We start from the raw sequence: 15,506 nt of genomic DNA, 5'->3' as shown, positions 1-15,506 counted from the left end.
CTACGCCCGCGTGCGACCTGAGATCGGGCCGCTCGCGCTTCTCAGCCTCCAATATGGAGATCGACGCCGAGCAGGATCAGGAACCACAGGAAGATCGCGAGCAGGGCTTGGGCGATCCTCTTCAGGAGGCTCGGGGTGATGTAGTCGTGAACCCATGCCACGTAGATGCCGATGAGGATGTAGATCAGGCCTAAGAGGCTGATCCCGCGGCGGTAGTAGGCCACAGTCGTCTCCTATGTGTCACGGTACGCGGGTGTCTGGGCGTACCAGCCTGGCGCCCCTACTGCCCCTGGTGCAGGTCTTGAAACGGCTAGGCTCGACCCATGGTGCGTATCGGAGCTCACGTCGACCAAGATGATCCGCTGGCTCACGCGAGCGCGCGCGACGCCGAGGTCGTGCAGTTCTTCCTGGGCGACCCGCAGGGCTGGAAGGGGCCGGTCCTTCCCGCGAACGCCGAGGCCATCGCCGCGTCGGACGTCGACGTCTACGTCCACGCGCCGTACGTCATCAACGTCGCCACGGCGAACAACCGCATCCGCATCCCGAGCCGCAAGCTGCTCGCGGGCCAGCTCGAGGCGGCGGCGACGATCGGCGCCAAGGGCCTGATCGTGCACGGCGGGCACGTCAACAAGGACGACGACCCCCAGGTGGGCTTCGACAACTGGCGCAAGGTCTTCGAGCGGTTGGACACCCCGATCCCGGTCCTGATCGAGAACACCGCGGGAGGCGGCAACGCGATGGCGCGCCGCCTCGAGCGCATCGCGCGGCTGTGGGAGGCCCTCGACGGCTTCGACGTGGGGTTCTGCCTGGACACCTGCCACGCGCACGCCGGCGGCGAGGAGCTCGCCGACGTGGTCGACCGGGTCAAGGCCATCACGGGCCGCATCGACCTGGTCCACTGCAACGACTCGCGCGACGCCTTCGACTCGGGGGCCGACCGGCACGCCAACCTCGGCAAGGGCCAGATCGACCCGGAGCTGATCCTCAGCGTGTGCCGTGCGGCGGGGGCCCCGATCGTGGTGGAGACACCGGGCGACGGGCAGGCGGCCGACATCGCCTTCCTGCGCGAGCGTCTTTAATCCACAGCCTGTGGATAAATCCCTGGATTACGCCGTCCGGAAAGCGGGTAAGCGCCTCGGCCGTCAGCCCGCCCAGGCTCCGTTCATGAACGTCATGGTGTTCAGCACCATGAGCGGCCCCGCCACCAGCCCGTACAGCAACAGCACCCAGCGGCGGCGCACCGCGGCCTGGCCGAGCATGACCCACAGCGGCCACCACAGCAGCGCCGCGCGCGGGACCGAAAGGTAGTACGCCGAGAACAGCAGCGCGCCGAGCTGCAGGCCGACGTACACCAGTTCGCTCCACCTCCGCGCGACCAGCAGCCAGACCACCACGGCGACTCCGAGCAGCGCTCCGGCGAGCTCCATGCGGAACGCCCAGACGAACTGCCCGTCGCCCGACGCCATCCGCCAGGTCGTCAGGAACGACTCCCACGGCCACACCATCTGCCGTCCCCAGCCGGCCTCCTGCGCGTGCTGCCAGGCGAGCCAGTCCCCCGTGCGTGAATGCTGGTAGGCGGAGTAGGCCACCAGCGGCAGGAACGGCACGAGCAGCCAGGCGGCCGAGCGCGCCCGTCCCCTGCGCACGACGAACTCCACGATCAGCGCCAGCGCGAGGAACAGGCCGGTGATGCGCACGCAGGACGCTCCGGCGGCGAGGATAGCCGCCGGGGCCCAGGCGCCGCGCCGCGCGTACAGCCACGCGGGGATCGCGAAGGCCAGGAACAGCGACTCGGTGTACCCCGCGAAGAGGAACACCGCCATGGGGAAGAGCAGGATGGCGAGCACGGCACGCCATCCGGTGCCCTCCGGCCCCTCGAACTCGCCGAGCCTGGCCAGCGCCACCATCGCCACCGTCCCGGCGATGAACGAGACCAGCAGGCCGGCGATCGACCAGTCGGGCACGATCACGTGGACCAGGCGGAGGGCGAGGGGCATCCCGGGGAAGAAGGCGGGCAGCCCTGGATCGGGGTCGTCGGCCGGGTCACCGTCGTAGCCGAACTTCGCGATGTCCGCCAGGTGCTGGGCGTCCCAGTGCAGCCAGCGCTCGAGGAACGGCGTGAGGTTCATCTCCGCGCTCAGCAGCCCCGCCCCCACCGTCGCCGCGACGATGATCCCCGCGCGCGATCCCAGCCACAGCAGCAGCGCCTCCCCATCGGAGGGACGCACCTGCACTTGGGAAACGGTCTCCTGGGGGGAGGTTTGCACACATAGGAGAATAGAGGGTCAACCTGGACTCTCGATCACATTTGGAGCGCAGCGGCCCGGCTGTCAGGGCGACTCCGCGGCGGGCTCGCGCAGCCGCGCCGGAGGCGTCACCCGCAGGACGAAGCGGTCCTCGGCCCCGTCGAACACGCCGCCCACCGGATCGTCCACCCCGCCCTGCCGGATGACGTCGTGTTCGGGACGCAGGATGTCCCGCACCACGAACGCAGCCAGGATGGCGATGGTGATCGCCCGGGCCCACACGGCGGAGAAGTAGGTGCCGTCGCCGATCCCGAGGGCCTCGTTGCCCGGCTGGATGCCGACCAGGTAGAGCCAGATCGCGAAGAAGTACCAGCACTCCGCCACCTGCCAGAGCAGGAGCGGCTTCCAGTTCGGCCGGGCCAGCACCGCGAAGGGCACCAGCCACAGGACGTACTGCGGCGACCAGACCTTGTTGGTGACCATGAAGGCGGCGAGCACCAGGAAGCAGAGCTGCATGAGCCTCGGCCTGGTGGGCGCGGTGAGGGTGAGCAGGGCTATGGCCACGCACAGCACACCGAACGACACGATGCCGAGCGTGTCCACCCGTCCCGCGTCACCGAGGAACGGCCACTGCTTGGTCTGGAAGAAGTACCAGACCGAGCCCCAGTCGGCCCCGCGCTCGCTGCTGAAGACGTAGAACCGCTTCCACCCCTCGAACGCGAACAGCATGAACGGCAGGTTGACCACCACCCAGGTGATCACCGTCCCGCCGAGCGCCCACAGGAAGGCCGGCAGCTTTCGCGTGCGCAACGCCAGCAGGAACAGCGGGCCGAAGAAGACGATCGGGTAGAACTTCGTGGCGATGGCCAGCCCGAGCAGCACCCCCGCCAGGAAATGGCCCCGCCTCGACCAGGCGAGGAAGGCGCCCAGGCTCAGCGCGCCGCACAGCAGGTCCCAGTTGATGAACGCGGTGAGCACGACCGCGGGCGCCAGCGCGTACCAGGCCGCGTCCCACGACCGGCCCTGCGCCCGCGTCAGCGACGCCATGACCAGGACCCCGGCGACCAGCGACGCGGCCATGACGAGCACGGTGAGGTCGTAGAACCAGACTCCCGGCTCGTTCAGGCCGCCCACGAGCCTCTGGATGACCCACATCAGGCCGCCGATGCCGACGGGGTACTCCACCGGGTGCCCGAAGTAGGGCGCGAGGCCCTGATCCAGCTTCTCGTTCCACCACAGCGGATAGATGTCGGTGTAGCAGAAGTTGAGGAACTGCTGGGTGCCGTCGTTCCACGCCCCGCCGAACCTGCACGGCGCCTTCCACGCGTACGCGAGCACCGCGCCGAGGACCGCGAACAGCCCCAGAGGGACGAGCGGCAGCGCGGAGCGCGCCACGGATCCGGTGGGACCCGGCAGGTACGTCGATCGGCTCATGGTGTCGTCCGATCAGCGCGATGGAGTGGGCGTCGGGCGGCGCCCGCTCGACGTGGTCGGCGTGGGCGCCGGCGTGGCGGCGCCACCCGGCGCTCTGCCCGGGTTGAAGGGGTCCGTGCCTCCACCGTTGTTGCAGGTGTCGTCCCACGGAAGGCAGCCGCCACCGTTGTCGCCGCCACCGTTGTCGCCTCCGTTGCCACCGCCGTTGTTGTCGTTCGGCCAGCCGTTGTCGGGGAACCCGTCGGTGTTCTGCGTCGGGCTCGGCGTCGGGGTCGGCTTGGGCGCGAGCTCGAGCGGCGTCCCGATGTTCGACGGCGGCGGGAACTCCATGACCTTCCTCCCCTTCATCGCCTCGGCCATGAACGCCCGCCAGACTCGGGCGGGAACGGTGCCTCCGTCGAAGTTGTTGCCGAGCGACAGTTCCGCGCCCGTCTTGCCATCCTCCTTGTACATGCCGACCGCCGAGGAGAGCTGCGGAGTGAAGCCGACGAACCAGGCTTCCTTGTTGTCGTTGTTCGTACCGGTCTTACCCGCGACCGGGCGATCGGACAGCGCGGCGGCGGTACCGGTTCCCCCCTTGACCACCGACCGCAGGGCGACGATGGCGTCCGCCGCCACCTCCTCGGAGATGACCCGCTTGGGCGTCTTGTCCTCGGTCACGACCTCCGTCTTGTCGGGGGCGAGGACGCGGATCACGGTGTGGGTCTTGTAGTGTTTGCCCGCGTTGGCGAAGATCGAATACCCGCCGGCCTGCTCGACGGGGGTCACGCCGGCGCTGCCGATGGAGAACAGGAACTTGTGCTCTTCGACGTCCTTGTCGAGGCTGTCCTTGCTCAGACCGGCGTCCTCGGCGATCCTCTTGACGGCGTCCAGGCCGACCTCGGCGCCCATCTGCCCGAAGGCCGTGTTGATGGAGTGCTGGGTCGCGTAGATGATGTCCATCGAGGCCGGGGTCGAGTGGCCGTTCGAGATCGGCGTCGTGCCTTCCAGCTTGAGCGGCTGTTTGCCCGTCACGTAGCTCTTCAGACTGTGCCCCGCCTCCAGCCACGCCGCGAGCACGTACGGCTTGAACGCCGACGCCGCCTGCTTGCGGGCCTGGAAGGCCTCGTTGAACTGGTCGGGATGCTTGCCGAGGTAGTTGTCGCCGCCGTAGAACGCCACCACGCGGCCGTTCGTCGGGTCGACGGCGGCCAGGCCGGTGTGGACCTCCTTGGGAAGCCCGGCGGTGGTCTGCTTGACCGCCGTCCTCGCGGCCAGCATGAGCTTCTTGTCGAAGGTCGTGTAGATCTTGTAGCCCCCGGTCTCGATCTCCGAGCGCGGGATCCCCGCGGCCTCCAGCTCCTTGATCACCTCGGTCAGCATGTAACCGCGCAGGCCACCGAACGCCGACGAAACCTGTCGGGGCTTCGGCTTCGGAAACTTCAGCTTCGTCCGATAGTCGCCGTATAGCTTGGGGTTGATCTCGGCCATCTGCCCGAGGACATAGTTGAAGCGGTACTCAGTGCCGGAGTAGTCCTTCTTCTCCTCGGCGATGTCGAACGAGCCCGGCTGCTGGATTCGGCCGGCCAGGTAAGCACCCTCCGCCGGGGTGAGGTTCTTGACGCCATGGCCGAAGAACTCCCTGGCCGCCGCCTCGATGCCATAGGTGTTACGACCGAAGGGGACGGTGTTCAGGTAGTACTCGAGGACCTTGTTCTTGTCCCACTCCTTGTCGAGCTTGACCGCGATGAAGATCTCCGTGACCTTCCGCTTGATCGTCCGCTCCTGGCTGACGCCTTTGAAGTAACCCCTGACCATCTGCTGGGTGATGGTGGACGCGCCCTGGACCTGCGATCCGGTCGCGGTGCTCCAGGCCGAGCGCACGATGCCGGACAGGGAAATGCCGGGGTCGGTCCAGAACGTCTTGTTCTCGGCCGCGACCACCGCGTCCTGGACGTGCTTCGGCACGTCGTCAAGCTTGATGAGCTTGCGCTCGGTGCCGAGGCGGGCCATCGCCGAGCCGTCCGCGTAGTAGAAGGTGCTGCCCTGCGCGATCGCGGTCTCCTTGGCGTCGTTGACGTCCGGGAGAGAAGTATTCGCGTACGCGACGGCGATCATGCCGAACACGCCGGCCGCCAGGACGGCGAAGGCCGCCATCACGATCTTCCAGTTGGGGATGAACCGCCGCCAGGCGGGACGGTCGGGCGGCCCCTCGCCCCTAGTCCGCCGGCCCCGTCCCTCACCGGGAGGCCCGTCTCCCGGACCGCGGCCACCCGGCCCCCCTGGGCCGCCTGGGCCTACAGGACCACCGGGGCCTGGCGGGCCGCCCGGCCCGCCTCGAGCCCTGCGGGAGCGTCTGGCGCCGTCGGCGTCGCGGTTCACGACCGTCTCGGCATCGGACACCTCGCGCCGCGGGGCTCCCGGGACGGGCGAGGCCGCGACCTGGCCCATCGACTGGGTGTCCTCGAAGGCCGCCTCGGAGCGACGTCCCCGTGGGTCGCCCGCCGCCGCGCGGGGATCGGGTGCGGCGCGACGAGCGTCGGGGGCGGCCCGCCGCGGATCGGCCGCGCGCGAGCGCGGGTCCGCGGAGGCCTGTCGCGGGCGGGGCGCGCCACCGGAACGGCCGGACGGCGGCCCCTGGGGCGTGTCCCAGCCGGCGTCGGCGCTCCGCTGCGGCGCCGCGCGGCGCCCGGAGCCCTGGTCGTACGCCGATGTGGAAGTTTGTGGTGCCGGGTGTCCGCCGGCGGGCGCGTCCCCTTGGGAAGAGCGACGGCGCCGCCCGGGACGAGCTGATCCACCGGGACCCTCGGTCGGGTCGGGGCGGCCGGTCGGCTCGGGGCCATAGCTGCTGTAACTCACGCGTCCTCGTTGGGTCATCTGGCGATCTGGAGGGGTCTTCGACGTCTGTCTGCGGCAGGCGAGAGCGTGCCTCCCGGAGGGACTTGACTGCGCCCGACTACGTCTCCGCGATCTGCCTGCCTGTGTCGGAGTCGGTCTGTCCGTTGGTGCCGGAGTTGCCCGGTGGCCCGCCGTTGCCCAGGACGAAGGAAACCGTCAGGTGATTCCATGAACAACCTTGGCAGACCTCGACAACGTAGACCCGGAATTCCTCGTATTCGTGGGCCATCTGAACAAGGTCTGACGTGGCTTTTACGCGCCCTGCGCTGCGACCTAGCGCATCGCCGTACACGTATGTGACATGGGTCACGTTCCGGTGCTCGCATATGGGGCAGACGCGTTCCGTCGGCTCACCGTGGTAGCGGGCGGCACGCAAAAGGTAGGGATGGGCATCGCATACATCGCGCCTGGCCGTGCGACCGGAGCGGAGCGACTGGAGAGCCGCTCGCTTCGCGAGGCCGTAGTCCACGACCCCTCGCTGTGACCACATGAGCGTCAGACTACGACTTTTTCGTCTATTCCGCCCAACCGCTTGACGGATTTCTCGATTGCGCAGTATGCCGACGCGACGTATCCTCAGGATGTATCGACTCGATACATCGGCGGGACACATCGGTGCGAGAGGGGGCGGTTCCAGTGGCGGTCGGCAAGGGCGGAGTCCTTGAACTGGCCGTGCTCGGCTCCCTTCACGAGACACCTCTGCACGGCTATGAGCTGCGCAAACGGCTCAACGCCCTGCTCGGGATGTTCCGTGCGTTCTCCTACGGCTCGCTCTATCCATGCCTGCGGCAACTGCTCGCCAACGGGCTCATCGTGGAGGAGCCGCCGGACGAGGGCACCGCGCGGACCGGAAATCAGGGGTCCCTGGACAGCGCTCCACCACTCACCGGCCGCCGATCGAAGATCGTCTACAAGCTGACGGCCGAGGGCAAGGAACGGCTCCAGGAGCTGCTGACCCAGGCGGGTCCCTCCTCCTGGGAGGACGAGAGTTTCGGCGTCCACTTCGCCTTCTTCCGCCACACAGAGGCGGAAGTGCGGCTGCGCATTCTCGAAGGCCGCAGAAGCCGGTTGGAAGAGCGGCTCGACGGGGTTCGCACCGCCCTCGCGCGAACGCGAGAGCGGCTGGACAGTTACACATTGGAATTACAGCGCCACGGCTTGGAATCGGTCGAGCGGGAAGTGCGCTGGCTGAACGAGCTGATCGATACCGAACGAGCGCAAGCCGTCCGGGCAAGAGCGGACAGGGCGCAGGCGCAGGACGCCGAGCCCGTTCCTGATGAGACGAACGAGTAAAGGAGCGAGTGCGATGGGTTCCGTGCGCGTAGCCATCGTCGGTGTCGGCAACTGTGCCGCAGCGCTGGTTCAGGGCGTGCATTTCTACAGGGACGCCGACCCCGCCAGCCGGGTGCCGGGCCTGATGCACGTCCAGTTCGGCGACTATCACGTCGGCGACGTGGAGTTCGTGGCGGCCTTCGACGTCGATGCCAAGAAGGTCGGCCGTGACCTCTCCGAGGCCATCGTCGCCTCGGAGAACAACACGATCAAGATTTGTGACGTGCCGCCGACGGGCGTCACGGTGCAGCGTGGCCCCACCTATGACGGCCTCGGGGAGTACTACCTCGAGATGATCGAGGAGTCGGACGAGGCCGCGGTCGACGTGGCGGCGGCACTGAAGGCCGCCAAGGCCGACGTGCTCGTGTCCTACCTCCCCGTGGGCTCGGAGGACGCGGACCGCTACTACGCCCAGTGCGCCATCGACGCGGGCGTGGCCTTCGTCAACGCGCTGCCCGTCTTCATCGCCTCCGACCCGGTCTGGGCGCAGAAGTTCACCGACGCCGGCATCCCGATCGTCGGCGACGACATCAAGTCCCAAGTGGGTGCGACCATCACCCACCGCGTCATGGCGAAGCTCTTCGAAGACCGCGGCGTCGAGCTGCTGCGTACGTACCAGCTCAACTTCGGCGGCAACATGGACTTCATGAACATGCTGGAGCGCAAGCGCCTCCAGTCGAAGAAGATCTCCAAGACGCAGTCGGTCACGTCGCAGATCCCGCACGAGATGGCCAAGGCGGACGTCCACATCGGCCCGTCGGACCACGTGCCGTGGCTCGACGACCGCAAGTGGGCCTACGTGCGCCTGGAGGGCAAGTCCTTCGGCGACACCCCGCTGAACCTCGAGTACAAGCTCGAGGTGTGGGACTCCCCGAACTCCGCGGGCGTCATCATCGACGCGGTCCGCGCTGCCAAGATCGCCATGGACCGCGGGATCGGCGGCCCGATCCTGTCCGCGTCCTCCTACTTCATGAAGTCGCCGCCGGAGCAGTACTCCGACGACGACGCCCGCGAGGCCGTCGAGAAGTTCATCCGGGGCGAAGTAGAGCGCTGAGGGCACACCGGCGCCGGGTGACGCCGACGCCGGGTCGCGCCGGGACCGCAACCCGGGCGACCTTGTGACCGCGACGTGAAAGCGTCCGGGGGTTCCACGTGAAACCCCCGGACGCTTTCACGTTCAGGCGAGAAGCACCCGGCTCACGGGCAGGCTCGGGCCGGTGGAAAGAACAGATCAGCGCGCCGGTGAAGAGAAGAGATCCGGGCCGGCGCTGAGAACAGGCCGGGGCCGGTCAAGAGAAGAGATCCGGGCCCGGCCGGTACCGACAGGAGATCCGGTGTAGAGAAGAGGCCCGGGCCGGTGCGGAGAAGAGGTCAGCGCGCCGATCGGTGTGAGACGCGCGCGGCCGGCGGCAGGCCCGCGGGGTCGGCGGGGGGCCAGGCGGCGGGATCGCCGCCGAGCGCGGCCAGAAGGGGCACCTGCTCCCCGCACCATGGCGAGATCGCCAGCAGCCCGCTCAGAACGTCGTCGGTGAACTCCTTCCACGGCATCCACCGGGCGGCGCCCACCTCCTCGGGGTTCGGACGCGGATCCCCTGCGACGACGGCGCGGTACACCGGGCACATCTCGTGCTCCATCGTGCCGTCCTGCATCACCGCGCGGTATGCGAACCCGGGCAGCATCAGCTCGATGCTCTCGGCCGCCAGGCCCAGCTCGTAGGAGAGCCTGCGCGCGACCGCCTCGGCCAAGGGCTCCCCCGGCAGCGGGTGCCCGCAGCAGCTGTTGGTCCACACCCCCGGCCAGGTGCGTTTGTGGGACGCCCGCCTGGTCAGCAGGACCCTTCCCTCACCGTCGAACACGTAGCACGAGAACGCCAGGTGCAGCGGGGTGTTCACGCCGTGCACGACCGACTTGGCGGCGGTGCCGATCGCCTCACCCTGCGCGTTCACGAGCACGACATGTTCGTCTTGGGTCACCTGATCGAGGGTACGTGATCATGTTCACTGGACGGACGCGGCGACGGCGCGGGCGGCGCCGCCGGGCCGGAGAAGCGTCATCCCCAGGTAGGCAAACATCATCCCCGGTAGGCCAAGCATCTACCTCGGGCAAGCCTCCGGGAACCGCACGCCCATCACCCGGCGTGTCCACCCGACTCCCCTTCGCTCGCCACACAGACGAACACGGCGACGCCCATTCCCCCAGACCACCGCCGCGCCCGTTTCCCGGAAGACCCGACGGCAGGTTCCGTTACCCCGGACGACCCAAGGCAGGTTCCGTTACACCGGACCACCGGCGGCGGGGTCCGTTTCCCTGGACCACCGGCGGCGAGGTCTGTTTTCCTGGTCCACCCACGGAGCGCCGGACCGGGACGGCACCGTCGTCCATCCGGCTCTCTTAGGCGATATCAGGGATGTTCCGGATGTGGCCTAGGACACGCGGCCAGTAGGCTGACCCGCGTGTCATACGTCTCCGACCTTCGCGCCGTCCTTCGAGGCCGGGACTTCAGACGTCTGTTCGCGACCCGTCTCGTCTCCCAGTTCTCCGACGGCGTGTTCCAGTTCGCCGTGGCGGGCTACGCCTTCTTCACCCCGGAGAAGCAGACGAGCGCGGCCGAGGCGGCTGTGGCGTTCGCCGTCCTCCTCTTGCCGTACTCCATTCTGGGGCCCTTCGCCGGCGTGTTCATCGACCGCTGGTCGCGCCGCCAGATCCTCGTCGTCGCACCCGTCGTCCGCGGCCTCCTGCTGGTGGCCGCCGCCCTGCTGGTAGCGCTCAACGCGCCCGACTGGTGCTTCTACGGCGCCGCTCTGGCGGTCCTGGGCGTCAACCGCTTCTTCCTGTCCGCTCTCAGCGCCTCGCTGCCGCACGTGGTCGAAGGGGAGCGCCTGCTGCTGGCCAACGCCGTCACGCCGACCTCGGGCACGGTCGCCACGTTCATCGGCGCCGGGGCCGGTTACCTGCTGCGCCTGGTCTTCGGCCCGGAACACAGCGGCACGGCCATGCTGCTGGTGGTGTCCGGCGTGGTGTTCGGCCTGAGCGCGCTGATCGCGTCCACCATGCACAGGAACCTGCTCGGCCCCTCGTACGATCCCGAGCGTCCACAGGCCCGCCAGGCCGTGCGCCACGTGATCACCGGGCTGGTCGACGGGGCGCGCCACGTGGTGCACCTGCGGGCTCCCGCGGCCGCTCTGGCCAGCATGGCCGCCCACCGCTTCCTGTACGGCATGACCATCGTCATGACCGTGATGCTCTACCGGTTCTACTTCACCACGAACGCCGAGGCAGGCCTGAACGAGATCACCGGCGTGCTCGCCACGTCCGGGGCCGGCTTCTTCATGGCCGCGCTGATCACTCCGTGGGCGACCGCGCGGTTCCGTCCCGAGGCGTGGATCCCCATCATGCTCGCGACGGGAGGCCTGCTCTTGCTGGCGCTCTGCCTGCCGTTCCAGCAGGTCGGCTTCCTGGCCGCGGGCTTCGTCCTGGGCGTGACCGGGCAGAGCGTGAAGATCTGCACCGACACGATCGTGCAGCGCGATGTCGAGGACGCCTACCTCGGCCGGGTGTTCTCCATCTACGACATGCTCTTCAACGGCATGTTCGTCCTCGCCGCCGTCGCCGCAGCGTTGCTCCTTCCACAGAATGGCAAGTCCTACGTGGTGCTGGTGATCGCCTCGGTCGGATACGTCCTCGCCGCCGTGTGCTACCGCCTCATCGCCGGCGTGCCCACACCCCACGCCCCCCAGGAAGCATCCCGCTGACCCGACAGACCAAGACCAGGGCACCCCGCTGAACCAGCACACCGGGACCCGGGCACCCCGCTGAACCGGAAGACCGGGATCCGGGCAGCCCGTGCTCTACAGGAAGCGGCCCCCACCCAGGACACCGGGACCAGGCAGCCCGCACCCTTCAGGAGGCGGCCCGCTGATCCGGGAGACCGGGGCCAGGATCAGGTGGAGAGGGTGGCTGCCGCCGCGGTCATCGCCTCGATGATCGCGGCGAGGTCGTCGGGGCCGGTCGAGTAAGGCGGCATCGTGTAGAGGAGGTGCCCGAACGGGCGCAGCCAGACACCGTGCCCCATCACGACATCCTGGATTCTCGCCACGTCCACGGGGTCGTCGGTCTCGATGACGCCGATCGCGCCAAGGACCCGCACCTGCTTGACTCCGGGAGCGCCGGCGGCCGCGGCCAGCCCTTCGACGAGGGCGGACTCGATGCGCTTGACCTCCTCGCGCCAGGGACGCTCATCGAGAAGGGCGAGAGAGGCGTCGGCCACGGCGGCCGCCAGTGGATTGGCCATGAAGGTCGGCCCGTGCATGAGAACGCCGATGCGCTCGGCCACCTCGGCCGTGCACAGCGTGGCGGCCATGGTGAGGGAGCCGCCGGTCAGCGCCTTGCCGACGCACATGATGTCGGGCCTGACGCCCGCGTGGTCGCAGCCGAACAGCTCGCCCGTGCGCCCGAAGCCCGTGGCGATCTCGTCGGCGATGAGGAGCAGACCATGCTCGTCGGCCAGCTCGCGGAGCCTTCTGAGATAGGCCGGATGGTAGAAGCGCATGCCCCCGGCGCCCTGCACCACCGGTTCGACGATGATCGCCGCCAGCTCGCCGGCGTGCCGCGCGACCAAGGAGCTCAGATGGTCGAGATACGCCTGGTCGGCCGCCTGCGCGGCGGGAGCCCCCGGCCGGGTGCCGTAGTCGCCGGGCGGTCTGTCGGCGAAGACGTGGGAGGGCAGGACGCCGGTGAACAGGTGGTGCATGCCGTTCACCGGGTCGCACACGGACATGGCCCCGAACGTGTCGCCGTGGTAGCCGCCCTTGACGGTCAGCAGGCGGCTCCTGCCAGTGCACTGGATCGCCATCTTGATGGCGACCTCGACGGCCACCGAGCCGGAGTCGGCGAGGAAGACCTTCTGCAGCCCGGTCATCCGCGCGAGGCGCTGCCCGAGCCGTACCGCCGGCTCGTGGGTGAGGCCGCCGAACATGACGTGCGCCATGCGGTCGAGCTGGTCACGGATGGCGGCGTTGAGCCGGGGGTGGTTGTGGCCGTGGATGGCCGCCCACCAGGAGGACATGCCGTCGATGAGCTCCCGCCCGTCGGCGAGCGTGAGCCGCACGCCCTCGGCCCTGGTGACAGGGTGGGCGGCGACGGCCGGAGAGGCGGCGGCATAGGGATGCCACAGGTGTCTCCGGTCGAGATCGCGCAAGGTCTCGGCGTCCACCCGGCAACCCTAACCCTGGGCCATGGCCATCGGCGTGAGCACCGGCGAGCCTGTGGACAACTCCGCCGAACGACCAGCCAACCTGTGGACAAACCCTCCCGTATCCCGGACAGCCTGTGGACAAACCTCACCCGGAACATCGACAAGGCAGCGGCGAACGGACCAATCCCGCACGCCGGAGGACGTGCCTCCGGCGGGCGGGCTCAGGTGGAGGTGATGCCCTGCTCGCGTGCCCACTCCAGTAGGGCCTCCTTCGCGGCGTCCTTGCCGACGATGCCCTCGTCGAGGCGCATGTCCAGCAGGAACTTGTACGCCTTGCCCACCACGGGGCCCGGCCCCACGCCCAGCACCTGCTGGATCTCGTTGCCGTCGAGCTCGGGCCGCATCTTCGCCAGCTCCTCCTCGTCGGCGAGGCGGGCGATGCGCTGCTCCAGATCGTCGTAGGTGCGCGACAGGGCCTGCGCCTTGCGCTTGTTGCGGGTCGTGCAGTCGGCCCGGGTGAGCTTGTGCAGCCGCTCGACCAGGTGGCCGGCGTCGCGGACGTAGCGGCGCACCGCCGAGTCGGTCCACTCTCCGGTGCCGTAGCCGTGGAAGCGGAGGTGCAGCTCCACCAGCCGGGAGACGTCGGCGACGACGTCCTTCGGGAACCGCAGCTCGCTGAGGCGCTTCTTGGTCAGCTGGGCGCCCACGACCTCGTGGTGGTGGAACGAGACCCGCCCCGCCTCCTCGTACCGGCGCGTCTTGGGCTTGCCGATGTCGTGCAGCAGGGCCGCCCAGCGGAGCACCCGGTCGCACCCGGCGGTCTCCAGCGCCATGGCCTGCTCGAGCACGATGAGGGTGTGCTCGTAGACGTCCTTGTGGCGGTGGTGCTCGTCGATCTCCAGCCGCAGCTTGGGCAGCTCGGGCAGCACGTGGGCGGCCAGCCCGGTGTCCACCAGAAGGCCGAGGCCCTCCCGGGGATGGGCGCCGCAGATCAGCTTGTCCAGCTCGTCCCGGATGCGCTCGGCGGACACGATCTCGATGCGATCGGCCATCGCCGTCATCGCGGCGACCACCGGAGGATCGACGGCGAAGCCGAGCTGGGAGGCGAAGCGCGCCGCCCGGAGCATCCTCAGCGGGTCGTCGTCGAAGGACTGCTCGGGCGTGCCCGGCGTGCGCAGCAGCTTGGCGGCGAGGTCGGACAGGCCGCCGTAGGGGTCGACGAACTCATGCCCGGGCAGCCGTACCGCCATGGCGTTGACCGCGAAGTCGCGCCGCTCGAGGTCGGCCTCGAGGGTCTCCCCGTAGACGACCTCGGGCTTGCGGGACTTGGAGTCGTAGGACTCGCTGCGGTAGGTGGTGATCTCCAGGACCCAGTTGCCCTTGCGGACGCCGACCGTGCCGAAGTCGATGCCGATCGTCCAGATGGAGTCGGCCCAGTCCTTGACTATCTCCAGCACCCGCTCAGGGCGCGCGTCGGTGGTCAGGTCGAGGTCGTTGCCGATGCGGCCGAGGAAGACGTCGCGGACCGAGCCGCCGACCACGGCGAGCTCATGCCGTTGCGCGGCGAACAACTCGCCGAGCTCATCGGCTATCGGCGCAATCCGCCGAAATAGGTCGATCACGGCCCTCTGCTGACTAACGCTCAGATTTGAGACGGACAAGCTGGGTAGGTCCTTCGGTTACGGAAGAGAATCTCCGAGCTAGCCCTGGTGTAACCCGCCCGGGGATACACCCCAAGCGATCACCAGGTTACGGTCGGTCGTAGATCTGTCGGGGGCACCCGGACAAGACAAGGAGCACGAGAGATGAAAGATGCCCTCGCGATCCACCGCTGGCTCCTGTCCCACCAGATCCACCATGAGATCGTACGGCTTCCGCGCGCCTTGACATGCGCCGACGACCTCCCTGCCATTCTCCACGCCGAGCCGGCGTCCTGCATTCGCGTCACGGTCTTCGAGGTCACCACCCGCGCGTCGCGCGAGCCCGTAGCCGTGGTCACGACGGTCGCCTCGCCCCCGCGCCCCGGGGCCGTCGGAGCCCTCCTCGGCGCCCGGCGCGTCCGCCCGGCGCCCGCGTTCCTGGTCAACTCCGCCACCGACTACGCCGCCACATCGGTGTCACCCCTGCTGCTCCCCGAGGAGCTCACCGTCCTGATCGACGAGCGTCTGGCGGACCCGGACGACCCCGACGAGCTGGTGTACTCCCCGACCGGCGAGCGCCGCACGGCCCTGCGGCTTCGTACCCTTGACCTGCTATCACTCACCCGGGGGAAGTACGTCGACCTGCAGGCGACACGCCACAAGACGGTGCGCATGCCCGGGTCCAGAGAGGTACGCCCGGTGATGGGCCTGCCTCGCTGCGAATCGCCGCCCGCTCTGCTTTAGGCCATACCATTCTGGGCGTGCGTCCCACTCCACCCCTG

The 15,506-nt window shown here is 68.9% G+C and carries 13 protein-coding genes; 5 read left to right on the top strand and 8 right to left on the bottom strand.

Going from position 1 to position 15,506, the window contains the following annotated elements:
- Window positions 1-41 precede the first annotated feature (41 nt).
- Complete coding sequence (locus MYF83_RS32950; RefSeq protein ID WP_248964664.1) at window positions 42-224, bottom strand: hypothetical protein; 183 nt, start codon at window positions 222-224, stop codon at window positions 42-44.
- A gap of 99 nt (window positions 225-323) precedes the next feature.
- Between MYF83_RS32950 and MYF83_RS32945 the strand changes: the two genes are divergently transcribed.
- Window positions 324-1,079, top strand: coding sequence for a deoxyribonuclease IV (locus MYF83_RS32945; protein ID WP_248964663.1), 756 nt, complete (start codon window positions 324-326; stop codon window positions 1,077-1,079).
- Window positions 1,080-1,142: 63 nt separating this feature from the next.
- On the opposite strand, the gene MYF83_RS32940 is transcribed toward MYF83_RS32945, so the two are convergent.
- The 4 genes from MYF83_RS32940 to MYF83_RS32925 form a co-directional block, all read right to left on the bottom strand.
- Complete coding sequence (locus MYF83_RS32940; protein WP_248964662.1) at window positions 1,143-2,234, bottom strand: mannosyltransferase family protein; 1,092 nt, start codon at window positions 2,232-2,234, stop codon at window positions 1,143-1,145.
- 96 nt (window positions 2,235-2,330) lie between these two features.
- The gene (locus MYF83_RS32935; protein ID WP_248964661.1) at window positions 2,331-3,680 is read right to left on the bottom strand and encodes a glycosyltransferase family 87 protein; all 1,350 of its coding nucleotides are present in this window, start codon (window positions 3,678-3,680) and stop codon (window positions 2,331-2,333) included.
- Window positions 3,681-3,692: 12 nt separating this feature from the next.
- The gene (locus MYF83_RS32930) at window positions 3,693-5,816 is read right to left on the bottom strand and encodes a transglycosylase domain-containing protein (protein WP_248964660.1); all 2,124 of its coding nucleotides are present in this window, start codon (window positions 5,814-5,816) and stop codon (window positions 3,693-3,695) included.
- A 799-nt stretch (window positions 5,817-6,615) separates the two neighbouring features.
- Entirely contained in the window at window positions 6,616-7,047 is a 432-nt protein-coding gene (locus tag MYF83_RS32925; RefSeq protein ID WP_248964659.1) for a DUF5318 family protein, read from the bottom strand.
- Between the two features lie 146 nt (window positions 7,048-7,193).
- Between MYF83_RS32925 and MYF83_RS32920 the strand changes: the two genes are divergently transcribed.
- Both MYF83_RS32920 and MYF83_RS32915 read left to right on the top strand, forming a co-directional pair.
- Window positions 7,194-7,850, top strand: a complete 657-nt coding sequence (locus MYF83_RS32920) for a PadR family transcriptional regulator (RefSeq protein ID WP_248964658.1) — start codon at window positions 7,194-7,196, stop codon at window positions 7,848-7,850.
- A 13-nt stretch (window positions 7,851-7,863) separates the two neighbouring features.
- The gene (locus tag MYF83_RS32915; protein WP_248964657.1) at window positions 7,864-8,943 is read left to right on the top strand and encodes an inositol-3-phosphate synthase; all 1,080 of its coding nucleotides are present in this window, start codon (window positions 7,864-7,866) and stop codon (window positions 8,941-8,943) included.
- Between the two features lie 317 nt (window positions 8,944-9,260).
- Here MYF83_RS32915 and idi read toward each other — a convergent pair whose 3' ends face one another.
- A complete protein-coding gene (gene idi, locus MYF83_RS32910; protein ID WP_308201541.1) occupies window positions 9,261-9,863 on the bottom strand; it encodes an isopentenyl-diphosphate Delta-isomerase in 603 nt (200 codons plus the stop codon).
- Window positions 9,864-10,343: 480 nt separating this feature from the next.
- Here idi and MYF83_RS32905 point away from each other — a divergent pair, with 480 nt between their 5' ends.
- The gene (locus MYF83_RS32905) at window positions 10,344-11,642 is read left to right on the top strand and encodes an MFS transporter (RefSeq protein ID WP_248964655.1); all 1,299 of its coding nucleotides are present in this window, start codon (window positions 10,344-10,346) and stop codon (window positions 11,640-11,642) included.
- A gap of 188 nt (window positions 11,643-11,830) precedes the next feature.
- Here the strand turns inward: MYF83_RS32905 and MYF83_RS32900 are convergent, their stop codons facing one another.
- The gene (locus MYF83_RS32900) at window positions 11,831-13,102 is read right to left on the bottom strand and encodes an adenosylmethionine--8-amino-7-oxononanoate transaminase (protein WP_248964654.1); all 1,272 of its coding nucleotides are present in this window, start codon (window positions 13,100-13,102) and stop codon (window positions 11,831-11,833) included.
- A gap of 203 nt (window positions 13,103-13,305) precedes the next feature.
- On the bottom strand, window positions 13,306-14,745 hold the full coding sequence (locus MYF83_RS32895; RefSeq protein ID WP_248964653.1) for a CCA tRNA nucleotidyltransferase: 1,440 nt from the start codon (window positions 14,743-14,745) through the stop codon (window positions 13,306-13,308).
- 144 nt (window positions 14,746-14,889) lie between these two features.
- On the opposite strand from MYF83_RS32895, the gene MYF83_RS32890 reads away from it, so the two are divergent.
- A complete protein-coding gene (locus MYF83_RS32890; RefSeq protein ID WP_248964652.1) occupies window positions 14,890-15,468 on the top strand; it encodes an aminoacyl-tRNA deacylase in 579 nt (192 codons plus the stop codon).
- Window positions 15,469-15,506: the final 38 nt, after the last annotated feature.

This window comes from Sphaerisporangium perillae, from assembly GCF_023276435.1.
Taxonomy (GTDB): Bacteria; Actinomycetota; Actinomycetes; order Streptosporangiales; family Streptosporangiaceae; genus Sphaerisporangium; species Sphaerisporangium perillae.
The sequence above is the reverse complement of the archived record's forward strand: the minus strand, read 5'-3'. Positions and strand labels throughout refer to the sequence as shown.

Coding starts and splice junctions, on each gene's coding strand:
- MYF83_RS32930 (WP_248964660.1), bottom strand. CDS start 5,816: ATGGCGGCCTTCGCCGTCCTGGCGGCCGGCGTGTTCGGCATGATCGCC.
- MYF83_RS32935 (WP_248964661.1), bottom strand. CDS start 3,680: ATGAGCCGATCGACGTACCTGCCGGGTCCCACCGGATCCGTGGCGCGC.
- MYF83_RS32945 (WP_248964663.1), top strand. CDS start 324: ATGGTGCGTATCGGAGCTCACGTCGACCAAGATGATCCGCTGGCTCAC.
- MYF83_RS32890 (WP_248964652.1), top strand. CDS start 14,890: ATGAAAGATGCCCTCGCGATCCACCGCTGGCTCCTGTCCCACCAGATC.
- MYF83_RS32915 (WP_248964657.1), top strand. CDS start 7,864: ATGGGTTCCGTGCGCGTAGCCATCGTCGGTGTCGGCAACTGTGCCGCA.
- MYF83_RS32925 (WP_248964659.1), bottom strand. CDS start 7,047: ATGTGGTCACAGCGAGGGGTCGTGGACTACGGCCTCGCGAAGCGAGCG.